Source organism: Moellerella wisconsensis, from assembly GCF_022592395.1.
Classification (GTDB): domain Bacteria; phylum Pseudomonadota; class Gammaproteobacteria; order Enterobacterales; family Enterobacteriaceae; genus Moellerella; species Moellerella wisconsensis.
Map to the genome: position 1 here is coordinate 2,330,500 of NZ_CP093242.1, position 15,625 is coordinate 2,346,124.

Genomic DNA, 15,625 nt, shown 5'->3' on the forward strand with positions numbered 1-15,625 from the left:
ACGGTTAAAAACCTATGCCCCATGGCATAGGTTTTTTTATCTTACTAGGGTCTATTGATCTTTCACATCGGTAACCACATCATGCCAGTGCATGCATACTGACATAGTTTCGTTCCAACTTATCGTATCTTGTTGCTATTGCTCGAAAATATTTAATTCTAGTAAACGTATTCTCGACTAAATGTCGATATTTATATAAACACCAATCTATGTCATCATTCCCTGCCTTATTGCTTTTTCGACGAGAGATCACGAGAATGGCTCCTTGCTCTTTAATTGAATCTCTCAATTTTTCGCTGTCGTAACCTTTGTCTGCAATAATATATTCTGATTTTGGTGCTCGACATATTAATTGCCCTGCATAGGCAATATTATGAACCTGTCCACCCGACAATTCGAAATGAACCGGAAGCCCATAGCTGTCTACCGCGAGATGAATTTTTGTCGAGTTCCCCCCGCGACTTTTTCCTATCGACTCATCACTTTCTGACACTGCTGCTGTACCATGTTAATGTGTTGATGTGTTGATGTGTTGATGTGTTGATGTGTTGATGTGTTGATGTGTTGATGTGTTGATGTGTTGATGTGTGCGAATAATATTACCATCAATAAAAATCTATTTAGAATCAGTAGATTCATACAAGATTTTAAAGAGTTGTTGTAAAATACCCTTTTTAGACCATAGGTGAAAACGACGAAATACGGTATTCCACAAACCGAAATTCTTTGGAAGGTCGCGCCAGAGACAACCCGTTCGCATCCTATAAAGGATCCCTTCTAGAATCATCCAATGTTCACTTTTGTTGTATACACGGCCGCTTTTAAGTATCAGCTTGTGTAGCCTATGCCACTGTTCATCTGTAAACATTGTGCTCGGCATGGTGGTTTATTTTTTTGATTTGTGGTGGATCCAATTATACCGAATCACCATACCGTCCAATTAATAATATCAAAAGATCAACAGCCCCTAGAATAGTGATATGCAAGCCAGCATCTCACTTATATCCTGTGTAATTGTGCCTGAGTTTTTTTTCGATATTTTTGGGGCGTCATACCAACAACTTTGCGAAAGGTATCATAAAAACGGCTAGAAGAATTAAACCCAGCGGTCAACGCTATATCGAATACCGTTTTATCGCTATCACTTAATAGCACTCGCGCATGATTTATTCGCATTGCCGTAATATATTGCTTCATCGTCAGTTGCATCACACTCTGAAATATTCCCATCGCATAATTCGGATTTAATTTTACATGCTCTGCTATCTGATTCACTGAAAGTGATTTATCATAATTTTCAGCAATAAACTCAAGCATTTGGCTGACATAAAATTGAGAATGTTTAGAAACACCATTATTCAGTGTCTTCGGCACTTTATTTATCAGTAAAGAATCCCATCCCATAAAGCCGAACCGTTTAATCATTAAACTGATTTCTTCAATAGTAATCTGCTTAATTTGTTCATTTGATTGCGTTAATTCAGCCTGCCAACGAGCCACTTCAAGTGGACTGACTTGATGGGGAAAATGTGACTTCACTACCATACCGTGAGTTATATGGTTAATAAGTTCTTTTTTTAATGGCCAAGATAAAAACAAATGCATTGGTAAATTAAAAATTGCCATCGAGGTACAATTGTTAACGCTAATTAACCGATGAGGAACACAAGCCCAAAATATCGTGATATGCCCCTGCTCTACACTGATTTTTTCGCCATTAATCAAATATTCAACATTTCCATCAAACGGAATATTAACCTCAACTTGCCCATGCCAATGAGGCATTGGCATCGCTTCTGGAGTCCGCAATTCAATTTCCATACGTTGGTATGCAGAATAGAGCGCTAACGGGCTAGTTGTGCCATGTTCTATTTCAATGTAATCAGGATTTAAATCATTGTTTTCAATTGGCATACTAATACCTTATTTATAATTACAATATTTGTAACTACGTGAATTGTAATTAAATTGTTACATCCAATAAAGATAAAATATGATTTTGCGGTATGGCTATTGATAGCGATGTACTACTTTAATCTTAATAACTGGGAATAATCTAGTCATTATTATTTAATAATGACTACTAAATCTAAAATATGTGACCAATATAACTTAACGATTTTAAACATTATTTTTTATTATCATAGATAAATACTCCTAACTTATATTAGTTTTATCCCAAAACATCATATTTATGTATTCAATATAATTGGATCTGAGGTTTTAGGAGTCTTTCTATCAATACATGGACGATTTTTGTTAAATTAATATGTCAGTATGGTGTTAGAGCAAGAAACTCATCAATTATCGCATACTGAGGGAAATCGATTATGACAGGTCCAAAAATTACATTTATCGGCGCTGGCTCCACGGTCTTCGTTAAACATATTCTTGGCGATGTATTTCACCGCTCAGCATTGAAAAACGCCCATATTGCATTGATGGATATTGACCAACGCCGCCTTGAAGAATCACATATTGTGGTTGAAAAACTGATGAAATCAGCGCAAGCAACCGGAAAAATAAGTTGTCATTCAGATCAAAAAGAAGCCCTAAAAGATTCTAATTTTGTCATCGTTGCCTTTCAAATTGGGGGTTATGAGCCTTGTACAGTCACTGACTTTGAAATCTGTAAAAAGTATGGTGTAGAACAGACAATTGCCGATACATTAGGCCCTGGTGGCATTATGCGTGCACTGCGTACCATTCCTCATTTATGGAAAATCTGTGATGATATGACCGATGTTTGTCCTGAAGCCACTATGCTCAATTATGTCAATCCAATGGCGATGAACACTTGGGCAATGTATGCAAAATATCCACATATTAAACAAGTAGGTTTGTGCCACTCAGTGCAAGGTACCGCAGAAGAATTAGCCCGTGATCTAGATATTGATTACCAAGATTTACGTTATCGCAGCGCAGGGATCAACCACATGGCATTCTATCTTGAACTAGAGAAAAGAAATGCCGATGGCTCATACTCAAGTATTTATCCTGAATTATTAAAAGCTTATGAAGCAGGCATAGCGCCTAAAGATAATATTCACGGTAATACACGTTGTAAAAATATTGTGCGCTATGAAATGTTCAAAAAACTGGGATATTTTGTCACTGAATCCTCTGAGCATTTTGCCGAATACACGCCTTATTTTATTAAACCGAACAGACCCGATTTAATAGAACGCTATAAAGTGCCATTAGATGAATATCCAAAACGCTGCGTTGAACAGATAGATAATTGGAATAAAGAATTAGCGGAATATAAAAATACTGATCGTATTGATATTAAACAATCAAACGAATATGCAAGTACCATTATTAACTCTATCTGGACCGGTACACCTAGCGTTGTTTATGGCAACGTACGTAATAACCAATTGATCGATAATTTACCTGAAGGGTGCTGCGTTGAAGTTGCTTGTTTAGTTGATGCAATGGGGATCCGCCCAACAAAAGTTGGTAAAATTCCGAGCCATCTGGCTGCATTAATGCAAACCAATATCAACGTACAAATGTTATTAACTGAAGCCGTTATAAATCAAGATAAACAACAAATTTATCGTGCCGCATTATTAGATCCACATACCGCAGCGGTACTTGGTATCGATGAAATATATACCTTAGTCGATGATCTAATTAAAGCCCACGGCAATTGGTTACCAGAGTGGATTCATAATTAATTATGAATAAAATGGTGCTGCCATAGTTATTATTCCATTAATATTTAATTATTTTATGGCTATTAGCTCGCAGCACCCAATGATAGATAACGAGGTAGTTGCAGGTAACTTCAACTAATAACCTTATGAGTATATCGATAAAAACTAAGCTCGGTTATGGATTTGGTGCCTTCGGTAAAGATTTTGCAATTGGTATTGTTTACATGTACTTGATGTATTATTACACCGATATTGTTGGCTTATCCGTTGGAGTAGTCGGCGCTATTTTCCTGATTGCTCGTATATGGGATGCCATTAATGACCCAATAATGGGATGGATAGTTAATAATACCCGTTCTCGCTGGGGAAAATTCAAACCGTGGATCCTTGTCGGTACCATCGCCAATTCAATCACCTTATTTCTATTATTCAGTGCCCACTTAATTGATGATAATTATCGCTTGGCTTATGTGGCGATTACTTATATCGCGTGGGGAATGACTTATACCATTATGGATATTCCATTCTGGTCTTTAGTCCCTACAATTACCTTAGATAAAAAAGAACGCGAACAATTAGTTCCTTATCCGCGTTTTTTTGCTAGCTTAGCCGGCTTTGTTACTGCGGGTATTACCTTGCCTTTTGTTAATTATATCGGAGGTGAAGATAAAGGCCTTGGCTTTCAAATGTTCACATTAATTCTGATTTTTTTCTTTGTTATTTCAACCATCGTAACCCTATGGTCAGTCAAAGAAGTTTACTCCTCCGGCCAAGTCATAAATGATCCTGATATTCATGTCAAACAAGAAGAAAGCTTAAACTTAAAAGAAATGATTAAGATTATTTTTAAAAATGATCAGCTTTTCTGCTTATTAGGCATGGCATTATCTTACAATATTGCCTCTAATATCATTACCGGATTTGCTATCTACTATTTCACCTATGTTATTGGTGATGATTCATTATTTCCTTATTATATGTCCTATGCTGGAGCCGCTAATCTTATTGCACTAATATTCTTCCATAAATTAGTCAGCTTCTTTGGCCGGCGGATATTATGGGCCTGTGCGTCTATTATGCCAATTTTAGGCTGCTGTGTTCTGGTATATTGCGCGATTATTGAAAGTCACAGCGCTACTATTATCCTGTTTGCAGGAATGTTACTTAGCGTAGGCTCTGGGTTGTTTTGGGTTTTACAAGTTATTATGGTAGCGGATACCGTAGATTACGGAGAATATAAACTTAACGTTCGCTGCGAAAGTATCGCCTATTCAGTACAAACTCTAGTGGTGAAAGCCGGCTCTGCATTTGCAGCTTTCTTTATTGGTGTTATGTTAGCGATTGTCGGCTATATTCCAAATGCAATGCAAACCCTAGAAACAATGGCCGGAATGCAATATATAATGATTTTGCTACCCAGTATTTTCTTTGCGATTACCTTATTCCTCTATTTTAAATACTATAAATTGAATGGTGATTTCTTACGTAAAATCCAAATTACGCTACTGGATAAATACCGTAAAACGCCTAATTCAGAAATAATCTCACAGCATAAAACTGAACCAAGTGCAGTCATAATAGATAAAGCTAAAATACTGTCTTAATATAGCTCAGACATAAATTATTATAAATATAATAGGAGAAAGCACTGGCTTTCTCCTATTAATTTAATTTTATTGATTTTATAGATACGAGAAAATTAATTAAATACACCCGTCGATAAATAACGGTCACCACGATCGCAAATAATTGCAACTACCACAGCTCCCGGATTTTCTTTAGCTACTTTTAGCGCACTAAATACTGCGCCTCCTGAGCTCACGCCACAAAAAATGCCTTCTTGCTGAGCCAGTGCTTTCATCGTGTTTTCCGCATCAGTTTGAGTGACGTCTAAAATACTATCAACTAATTTAGGCTGAAAAATAGCGGGCAAATAATTAGGAGACCAACGCCGAATGCCGGGAATTTGACTTTTTTCTGCCGGCTGCAAACCTATTATTTGCACATTATCTGATTTTGATTTTAAATATTGGCTAACACCAGTAATTGTTCCCGTAGTCCCCATACTGGAAACAAAATGAGTTATTTTACCGTCGGTTTGCTGCCAAATTTCTGGCCCAGTTGTTTTAAAATGTGCCAGTGAATTATCAGGATTATTAAACTGATCTAAAACTTTACCTTCACCTCTGCGCTGCATTTCTTGAGCTAAATCTCGAGCCCCTTCCATGCCAACTTCACGGCTGACCAAAATTAGCTCTGCGCCATAAGCACGCATTGATGCCTGACGTTCTAAGCTCATATTTTCTGGCATCAATAATTTCAAGTAATAGCCCTTTACTGCTGCAATCATGGCTAAGGCTATCCCTGTATTGCCGCTAGTTGCCTCAATTAAGGTGTCACCCGGTGTGATTTCTCCCCGTAATTCAGCCTGACTAATCATCGAGAGAGCCGCTCTATCTTTGACCGAACCTGCGGGATTATTACCTTCAAGCTTGACCCATACTTGTGCATCAAATCCTTGCGTTAACCGCTGTAACTGTACTAACGGCGTATTCCCGATAAATTGATCCAGACTTACCACAGTCAAATCCTTCTTATAATTTTAAATAATAATAAATCAGTACAGTAAAGATACTAGCGCAATAAATAATTACACGCACTCTTGTTGCCTGCCATAATGAAAAAATTTCAAGCCGAATAACTTTATCCGCATAAAGTCATTCAGTCTGAAATAAGATTGCTAGCTAATAATCTTGGCCACTAATAAGTTTTTTTGCGAATAAGCTTTTTTACGGATAAGCTTTTTACGGATAACACATCACCATTATTATATAAGCACTATTTAAGCACTACACGCTAATTCTCGTAACATTACTTGGTTATTATCTTGGTAAATACGCAGCTGTTTGGTGCCTAAAAAATAATGTTCACCGCGCACAGGAATATTCGCGCCAGACTGCCAAACGACTGAAATCGGTGACTGACCCCAACCCAATGGCTGTACCGTCAATTGCCAAAAGTGACCACGAGGCCCCGCTTCAATAATTTTAACGGGAAGCTGATGAAAACTATCACTTTGTTGAGCTAAACTAATTTCCCACGGCCTTATAAATACATCTACAGCACCTTGTTCAATAGGGGTATGTTGTAAACCAAAACTATACTTATCAATTAATAATTGAGATCCTTTGATAACGCCAGATAAATGATTTACTTCCCCCATAAACTCTAAAACAAAACGCGTCTCTGGTGTATGCCAAATTTGTTCCGGTGTACCCACTTGTTCAATATGCCCTTGGCTCATAACCACAATTTTATCAGCGACTTCCATAGCTTCTTCCTGATCATGGGTTACAAATACACTGGTGAATTTTAGCTCTTCATGCAATTGTCGTAGCCAACGTCTTAATTCCATACGCACTTGGGCATCCAGTGCACCAAAAGGCTCATCAAGCAATAAAATTTGAGGCTCAACAGCCAATGCTCTAGCTAAAGCTACTCGCTGTTTTTGTCCTCCAGATAATTGGGCGGGAAAACGCTGAGCCAAATGAGATAGCTGAACCATTTCAAGTAATTTCATTACCTTATGCTTAATTTCATTTGCAGAAGGGCGCTGTTTACGTGGCAATACCGTTAAGCCAAAAGCCACATTGTCAAACACACTCATATGTCGAAACAATGCATAATGCTGAAAAACAAACCCCACTTGGCGATCTTTAGCGTGCAAACGGCTAACATCTCGCTCATGAAATTTTAAATGCCCTCGGCTCTGTTGCTCTAATCCCGCAATAATCCTTAACAAGGTAGTTTTCCCTGAGCCCGAAGGCCCAAGCAAAGCCATCATTTCACCAGATGGGATATCCAAAGAAATATCGCGTAAAACTTGTGTGCTACCAAAATATTTACTGATGTTTTCTATCTGAATACTCATAACCTGTTTACTCCTGAATCGGTTAACTCCCGGCCGAATTTTGCTGATGGTTTAAACGCCATTGCAGTGCACTTTTAATAATCAGCGTGATAATCGCAATCAATGCTAAAATAGCAGCAGCAGTAAATGCCCCGACCGTATTATAATCCTGATGTAATAACTCAACCTGTAAAGGCAACGTATAGGTTTCTCCGCGTATGGCGCCTGAAACTACAGAAACGGCGCCAAATTCACCAATTGCTCGAGCGTTGGTCAACACTACTCCGTACAATAAGGCCCACCGAATATTCGGTAATGTCACACGCCAAAACATTTTCCAACCCGAGGCGCCTAATAGCACCGCGGCTTCATCCTCTTGGCTACCTTGGCTTAGCATCAATGGCACTAACTCACGGATAACAAACGGACAGGTTACAAAAATAGTTACCAAAGCCATCCCCGGCCAAGAGAACATTAGCTGAATATCAAAACCTTCCAGCCATTGACCAAACCAGCTGTTCGAACCATAAAATAGTAAATACAGCAGGCCGGCGACCACTGGTGAAACCGCAAATGGAATATCAATGAGTGTCAACAGTAACTGGCGACCGGGAAATTTAAACCGCGTCACTAGCCATGCCATCATAACCCCAAAAACCAGATTAACCGGCACAGTGATAAGAGCAATAAATACTGTTAAACCAATCGCATGTAGCATATCAGGATCCACTAAATTGAACAGAACCTGATCAATACCTTTAGCAAAAGCAGTCATGAATATCCAAATAATTGGGATCACTAATAGCAACAGTGAAAATAATAGCCCGATGATAATCAAGCTCCACTTAGCCCAATTTATTGGCGCTCGAGTAGCCTGTCTTAATGGTGTAATATCAGCCATCATTTGCCCCCTAAGCGTTTACCAAAACGACTTTGTACGATATTCGCGCTAAATAATAGCAGCAGTGAGACCGCCAAAATAACCGAGGCAATAGCACTGGCAGCCGCAAAATCAAACTGTTGCAACTGGCTGAAAATCATTAAAGAAACCACTTCAGTTTGCCATGCAATATTACCAGCAATAAAAATTACCGCGCCAAACTCACCTAAGCTACGTGTAAATGACAGAACAGTTCCGGCCAATAATGCCGGCGATAATTCCGGTAATACTACACGTCTAAATGCTTGCCAGCGGGTTGCCCCTAACGTTTGCGCCGCCTCTTCATATTCGGGTCCTAACTCTTCCAATACCGGTTGTACGGTTCTGACCACAAACGGGATACTAGTAAACGCCATTGCCACAGAAATACCCAGCCACGTATTCACCACTTTAATATCAAATTGATGTAAAAACTGCCCATACCAACCTGATGTCGCGAATAAGGTTGCCAATGTTAACCCTGCAACCGCCGTCGGTAAGGCAAAAGGTAAATCAACTAGACCATCCAGTAAAGTTCGACCAGGAAAACGGTAACGAGTTAATATCCAAGCTAAAATCATTCCAAACACCGCATTAAAGAGACTCGCGGCTAATGCTGCCAGTAAAGTGACTTTATAGGCTGCAACTACTTGCGGATAACTGATCACTGTCCAATATTGTTCCCATGTCATGCTAGACAATTGCACGACTAATGCACTCAGTGGCAACAATAATATTAGGCAGGTATACAATAAACTACTGCCTAATGTCAGACCAAATCCAGGTAAAAATCGTTTCCCAGCGCCAAACATTACTTACGCCCTTCAGCCAATAGCTGATCCAGTTTGCCACCGGTCATAAAATGGTTAGTCATAACTTGAGGCCAGCTACCAAATTGCTGTTCGACAGTAAATAGTTTGGTCTGAGGGAATTTATTGCTATTTTTTTCCATCACTTGCTTATCGTTAACCCGATAATTAAAACTGGTAATAATTTCTTGAGCTTCTGGGCTATATAAATAATTTAAATAGGCTTTTGCCACCGCCTCATTACCGTTTTTTTGAATATTTTTATCTACCCAAGTCACTGGAAATTCAGCTAAAATATCCACTGGTGGCACAATAACTTGATAATTATCTTCACCATATTGCTGACGAATATTATTCACTTCAGATTCAAAACTAATCAGTACATCACCTAAATTACGTTCAATAAATGTGGTGGTTGCTCCCCGTCCGCCGGTATCAAAAACTTCGACATTCTGTAAAAATTGTTTCATTTGCTGATAAGTTTTTGCTTGATCGTCGCCATTTTGTTGTTGAAATGCTCCCCAAGCTGCAAGATAGGTATAGCGGCCATTGCCTGAAGTTTTCGGGTTAGGAAAAATTAATTTAACATCTTGACGGACTAAGTCATCCCAGCTATGAATGCCTTTAGGATTATCCTTGCGTACCAAAAATGCCATAGTGGAATAATATGGCGAACTATTATTAGGTAATCGAGACTGCCAATCTGCCGGAATTAAATTACCGCGATCATGTAAAATTTGTACATCCGTCACTTGATTGTAGGTCACCACATCGGCTTTTAAGCCCTGTAAAATAGCTAGCGCCTGTTTTGATGATCCAGCATGTGACTGTTTAATAGTTAATTTGTCATCGGGATGTTGCTGCTGCCATTGTTTTTCAAAAGGCGGATTTAGTGCAGTAAATAACTCCCTCGCAACATCGTAAGAGCTATTTAATAATTCAGCACTCAGCATTTGAGGGCTAGCAAACAGAGTGCATGCCGTTAAGCTGGCGAGTATGGTTTTTTTGATTGATCCAGTTTTAATCAGTATCGTTTTCATTAATCACCTGCTTATTAAATGAAATATTTACAAACTATGCTGTTACTTTATCCGCTTTGTTTATAACTGTGTAGCTATGTATTCCTTTTTAATATAACGAATTCGCATTAGAAAGATAAAAATGCAATAAGCCTATTAAATTCTTTATATTTCAAATCATTATGGGTATAAGTTCGATTGAAGGATATTCATTTGAATAGTGAAAAAGAAGTGATTTAGCGCTGTGAACATAAATAAGCAGAGATTATCTTCAACTGCATATAAATAAATAACATCACGAAGCAATATACTCGCGTAAATATAAGCTGCATCCTTGCAGCTCTTGAATATTAATAATTATAATTAATTACTCCTACCATATTAATTATAAAGATAGCAGCGTTTCGATTGAGGGTGCAAAATAATAACTACCAGTGACTGCTTTAGTCATACGTAATAGATCATCATGTTTACCATCTAATTCGCCAAACATACTTAATAACTGCTTCTCTATATTATACAAGCGACCACAGTAAGCGATAAAATATAGCCCATGTTTTCCGCTCGCCGTTCCATAAGGCAAACTATGACGCATAATCGCTAACTCACCTTCACCTTCATCCAGCGCAACACGAGAAACATGAGAAGTGATATTGCGAGCATCTTCGTCCAACTCAATACTGTCTTTTTTGGTTCGGCCAATCATTTTCTCTTGTTCGTGTTCAGAGAAGCGCGCCCATTTATCCAGATTATGTTCATAACGCTGAACCAGAATATAGCTTCCCCCCATATCAATGCCTTCAGGGATCAACGTAACTTCTTCGCGTTCTTCACCCTGTGGATTTTCTGTTCCATCGATAAAACCACTTAAATCGCGTTCTTCGACCCAACGAAAACCGTGGATCTCTTCTTCAACGTGAATCACTTTGCCAAATGCTTTCAAGGCTGCTTGGGCTAAAGAGAAATTAATATCATGACGTTGTGACTGGATATGAATAAACATATCACGCTGTGTTGCTGGAGCTAATCCTTTGCCTAATGGGCTAAAAGGTTTAAGTTCAGGAGCGCTTTCTGCTGTCGATAATTGCTTCCAGATATCGGAACCAAAGGCTACAACTGCGCCGAGACGATCACTTGGGTATGCAAGTTGTAGTTTCTGTAATTCAGCAATAAAACGTTGGCACCCAGCTTTAATTTCGTCTAGTGGACCTTGGATCATCGCTTCAATAAAAATACCAAAACGACTATGATCTAATAAGATGCCACTCTGAGAATGAGACATAAAAAACCCTCAACAATAGATAAAATATAAACCCTACATATTTCATACTATTTTCATCATAAAAATAGTTGAACTATTTAGAATAATTATTGGCATCAATGTTAACTGATTTACATCAAGAATCATCTTGTTTTAAAACAATTTTTTTGTAGATGACCAAAAAATTACCCTAAACTTACATTTAGGGTAATTGCATTTAAATGAAATCAATAATCAGAAAGGAATAATTTCAATCGACAGTCATTTACGCCAAATAATCTGATTGATCTGCCAATGTTGTAGCACATCATCTGACGGCATTAATCCTTCTGGCCCTTGCCATTTACCAGTAAATCGATAACTAATGTTTTTGCTTTGTGGAGCTTGACATTCAATAGTAGGCTGCTGGTTAATCATCTCACCTTGTTCACAGACTCCATAAGCTTGCTGATAAATAGTTGAAAACGCATCGCCAATTTGAGTTCCCCAAGATGTTTTTACTTGAGAATCACTCACTATAATTGTCGATACGTTCCCTCCTTCAGGACCAATAACTTCAATTTTAACTTGTTCATCACTCATTCCCTGATAAATAGCTAAAATCTGACCTTCACTAGTTTGCATACCCGAACGTAAGCGATATTTATTGTCTAGCTGTTCACTAATCGTACTTTTGATCATTGGTGAAGAACTGGTTACCTCGCCAACCCCTTGTGGGGTAATTTCTAGCGAATGACCAAACCAATTCATCGGTGACAAACTCGACCAAAAAGCGCCCGTACCAGCACATCCACCCAGCATCAGCACACTGCTGATTAATGCCAAGCGAAGCGGAAGCGTTATCTTAGTGCCTTTATTTTGCATCTGATCCTCGATTGTACGGTGTTAATCTCTAATGTGAGTTGTGACAACGAAAATAATAAAACATTCATTATCATCTTAGCTAATTGACGAATAAATAAGATAAAGTGAAAAATAGTCGCTTGGGTAGCAATATCAAAAAATGAAGGTTAAAACATCATTATTCATTCATAATTTCTGAATTATTTACTCAGTATATTAAAATTTGTTGTGCGATTATCAGTATACAATTAAGCCTCTTGAATCACGCGATACAAATTAATGACTAGCTCAAAATGCAGTTCCATCATTTAGTCGTTTATTATAAATTAAACGTGCCGGTTGCTCGTCTTCATATTCCATTTTTTCGAACATGCAAATAGCCGAGTCATATTCTTCATTAACTAATAGCTCTATAACAGGGCAACCTTGCGCTAATAATTTTTTCTCTAAACGGCTAATCAAGGCATTAGCAATTCCTCGACCGCGATATTCAGGATGAACTGCAAGATAATATGCCCGACCTCTTACACCATCATAACCGCCCATTACTGTTCCAACAATTTCGCCGGTTACTTCTGCAACTAAGAAAAGATCGGCGCCACACTGTAACTTGCGTTCAATAATTAATTCGGGATCATAACCGAATTCATTAAGTTCGCAGCGCTCCCACAGCATCAGCACATCTTCAAAATCACCTTGACGAAAAATACGTATTTCCATGTTAATTACCTGTTTACACTGATTACTCTCTCATTATCTCTGCTTTTTTTACAGGATCAATATTAAAAATGAGTTTCACTATTAAAAAGGCTATACTTAACTCATAAACTTCATCAATAACTACGAAAAACATAGCATGGAACTCCCTGATATCTCTCGTATTAAACAATTTCTACTCGACTTACAAGATAGAATTTGCCAGCAAATTGCCAATATCGATGGTAAAAGCACATTTGAAGAACAAGTATGGGATCGCCCTGAAGGTGGAGGAGGCCGTAGCCGTGTACTTCGTGCTGGCGCTATTTTTGAACAGGCAGGTATTAATTTTTCCCATGTAAGTGGTGCCCAATTACCCGGTTCAGCCACAGCACATCGGCCAGAGCTTGCCGGACGCAGTTATCAGGCCATGGGCGTTTCTCTAGTCATTCATCCGCTGAACCCATATATTCCAACTACCCATGCTAACGTACGCTTTTTTATTGCCGAAAAAGACGGTGAAGCCCCAGTGTGGTGGTTTGGTGGAGGGTTTGATCTAACTCCTTATTATGGATTCGATGAAGATGTCATTCATTGGCATACTGTAGCACGCGATCTATGCGTACCTTATGGCGAGCAGGTTTACCCTAAATACAAACGCTGGTGTGATGATTATTTTTATCTTAAACACCGTGATGAACCGCGTGGTGTGGGTGGCCTATTTTTTGATGACCTAAATCAGCCTGATTTTGCGACCAGTTTTCAATTTACTCAAGATGTTGGCAATGCTTTTTTAGCTGCATATGTACCAATAGTCACGCGCCGTCAAAATCATACTTGGGGGGAGCGTGAACGCCAATTCCAATTATATCGCCGCGGGCGCTATGTCGAATTCAATCTGGTTTGGGATAGAGGCACACTATTCGGCCTACAAAGTGGTGGAAGAACTGAATCGATTTTAATGTCTCTGCCACCATTGGTACGCTGGGAATATGATTATTCTCCAGAACCGGGTTCTGAAGAAGAAAGACTATATCAGCATTTTTTAGTCCAGCATAAAGAATGGATTTAAATTTAGTACCAGATAAAAACCGACATAATTAACTGAATAAATACAGCATCTTTCATAGGTGCTGTATTTATTTGTAGCTAAAAAACTCAATGACTAATAAAAAACGTTATCATTCAAAGCTTTATAAAATTTCTCTTTCGCGATAATAATCAATTCCCTTAATCCGAAATGAGATTTATTTATGAATAATACCTTAGGTCGTACCTTTGTTTCCCCCTTACTAATAAAAGCTTTGAATGACGAAGATGAGTGCCCTAATCTAGCCTCAACACTCATCCATACTAATGCGGTTATGAACCAATCATATGATGAAGATGAAATTATAGAACATCGTCGGGCATTTTATGATGATCAAACGGTATTATATAATAACTACCGTATTATACGTGATGCACAGCAACAGGTTGAAAATAAACAACATAATCATTTATCTTTACCAATTTGCCGCCGTTATCCTTCGAACCCGACTCTTGTCCCAACTACCCCACATATGGCGCATGAAGATTTTCCGGTAGTATTAACTGAAGGTGAAATAAAAGCTCAGCAACCAATAGCTCATTTTATCTATGACAAAATAGGTATTATTTCTCAGTTCTTTGCTGAAAAATTAAATATTAGTGATGTACTAGGCTGCCGTAGTGAAGTAAATGCAATTATTCATTATGGTAAAAATTACGCCAATGCTTTCTGGAATGGCCAAGCCATATTCTTTGGTGATGGGGATGGTCGTAGAATGGGGGCGTTTTATAATGATATTGATATTATTGCTCATGAACTCAGTCACGGATTTATTACTTCAAATGCTAATTTCACCTATTTATTCCAGTCAGGGGCATTAAATGAATCCGTTGCAGATGTTTTTGGTATCATGGTAAAACAGTATATTCAGCAGCAAGATGTGCATCAATCAAATTGGTTACTGGGAGAAAATTTATTTCTAGATAGGCAACGTGCACCGGGGCTGCGTTCAATGTCGGATCCTGGCAGTGCTTTCTATTTCTCAGCGAGTATCAAAGATGACCAAGTGGGTCATATGAATAAATACCGTTATTTATCGATTTATCAAGATAATGGTGGCGTACATAGTAATTCAGGGATCCCAAATAAGGCATTTTACTTATTAGCTAAATCATTAGGCGGGTATTCATGGGAAAGAGCGGGTAAAATCTGGCTTAACGCATTACTGGACGAAAATGCTAATCCATCGACTGATTTTAGGCAATTTGCTAAATTAACCGTAAAACATGCATCACAATTATTTGGCATAGAAGTTGCGTATGAAACCCGAAAAAGCTGGTTTGATGTTGGAATAGATACGTAATTTAGTTACTGATTTTAAAGGATAAATCATCTAATTGACATTACGATAAAAATATACCCCAATTATGCTTTTGCTCGATTATCACTAAAAAGCAAATTACATAACTTGGGGTA

13 protein-coding genes and 1 pseudogene are annotated in these 15,625 nt (G+C 38.3%); 4 read left to right on the forward strand and 10 right to left on the reverse strand.

Annotated features, from left to right (window positions below; translation table 11 throughout):
* Positions 1-79: 79 nt before the first annotated feature.
* Positions 80-880 (reverse strand): annotated as a pseudogene (locus tag MNY66_RS10255) (IS5 family transposase).
* 119 nt (positions 881-999) lie between these two features.
* A complete protein-coding gene (gene melR, locus MNY66_RS10260; RefSeq protein WP_047256060.1) occupies positions 1,000-1,914 on the reverse strand; it encodes a transcriptional regulator MelR in 915 nt (304 codons plus the stop codon).
* Between the two features lie 413 nt (positions 1,915-2,327).
* On the opposite strand from melR, the gene melA reads away from it, so the two are divergent.
* A complete protein-coding gene (gene melA, locus MNY66_RS10265) occupies positions 2,328-3,683 on the forward strand; it encodes an alpha-glucosidase/alpha-galactosidase (protein ID WP_241501884.1) in 1,356 nt (451 codons plus the stop codon).
* A gap of 125 nt (positions 3,684-3,808) precedes the next feature.
* Positions 3,809-5,266: a melibiose:sodium transporter MelB gene (gene melB / locus MNY66_RS10270; protein ID WP_241500789.1), complete on the forward strand. Its 1,458-nt coding sequence runs from the start codon at positions 3,809-3,811 to the stop codon at positions 5,264-5,266.
* 95 nt (positions 5,267-5,361) lie between these two features.
* On the opposite strand, the gene cysM is transcribed toward melB, so the two are convergent.
* From cysM to MNY66_RS10310, 8 genes are all read right to left on the reverse strand, one after another.
* Positions 5,362-6,243, reverse strand: coding sequence for a cysteine synthase CysM (gene cysM / locus MNY66_RS10275; protein WP_241500790.1), 882 nt, complete (start codon positions 6,241-6,243; stop codon positions 5,362-5,364).
* Between the two features lie 261 nt (positions 6,244-6,504).
* Positions 6,505-7,593: a sulfate/thiosulfate ABC transporter ATP-binding protein CysA gene (cysA, locus tag MNY66_RS10280; RefSeq protein WP_241500791.1), complete on the reverse strand. Its 1,089-nt coding sequence runs from the start codon at positions 7,591-7,593 to the stop codon at positions 6,505-6,507.
* A 22-nt stretch (positions 7,594-7,615) separates the two neighbouring features.
* On the reverse strand, positions 7,616-8,473 hold the full coding sequence (gene cysW, locus MNY66_RS10285) for a sulfate/thiosulfate ABC transporter permease CysW (RefSeq protein WP_241500792.1): 858 nt from the start codon (positions 8,471-8,473) through the stop codon (positions 7,616-7,618).
* Positions 8,473-9,303, reverse strand: coding sequence for a sulfate/thiosulfate ABC transporter permease CysT (gene cysT / locus MNY66_RS10290; RefSeq protein ID WP_047256054.1), 831 nt, complete (start codon positions 9,301-9,303; stop codon positions 8,473-8,475). The genes cysW and cysT overlap by 1 nt, the downstream gene beginning before the upstream one ends.
* A complete protein-coding gene (locus MNY66_RS10295) occupies positions 9,303-10,325 on the reverse strand; it encodes a sulfate ABC transporter substrate-binding protein (RefSeq protein ID WP_414738784.1) in 1,023 nt (340 codons plus the stop codon). The genes cysT and MNY66_RS10295 overlap by 1 nt, the downstream gene beginning before the upstream one ends.
* 379 nt (positions 10,326-10,704) lie before the next feature.
* Positions 10,705-11,601: a Dyp-type peroxidase gene (locus tag MNY66_RS10300; RefSeq protein ID WP_047256052.1), complete on the reverse strand. Its 897-nt coding sequence runs from the start codon at positions 11,599-11,601 to the stop codon at positions 10,705-10,707.
* A 240-nt stretch (positions 11,602-11,841) separates the two neighbouring features.
* Complete coding sequence (locus MNY66_RS10305; RefSeq protein WP_047256051.1) at positions 11,842-12,444, reverse strand: RpoE-regulated lipoprotein; 603 nt, start codon at positions 12,442-12,444, stop codon at positions 11,842-11,844.
* A 267-nt stretch (positions 12,445-12,711) separates the two neighbouring features.
* Positions 12,712-13,143: a GNAT family acetyltransferase gene (locus MNY66_RS10310; protein ID WP_047256050.1), complete on the reverse strand. Its 432-nt coding sequence runs from the start codon at positions 13,141-13,143 to the stop codon at positions 12,712-12,714.
* 136 nt (positions 13,144-13,279) lie between these two features.
* Here MNY66_RS10310 and hemF point away from each other — a divergent pair, with 136 nt between their 5' ends.
* Entirely contained in the window at positions 13,280-14,191 is a 912-nt protein-coding gene (hemF, locus tag MNY66_RS10315; RefSeq protein WP_047256049.1) for an oxygen-dependent coproporphyrinogen oxidase, read from the forward strand.
* A 181-nt stretch (positions 14,192-14,372) separates the two neighbouring features.
* Positions 14,373-15,512: a M4 family metallopeptidase gene (locus tag MNY66_RS10320; protein ID WP_241500793.1), complete on the forward strand. Its 1,140-nt coding sequence runs from the start codon at positions 14,373-14,375 to the stop codon at positions 15,510-15,512.
* Positions 15,513-15,625: the final 113 nt, after the last annotated feature.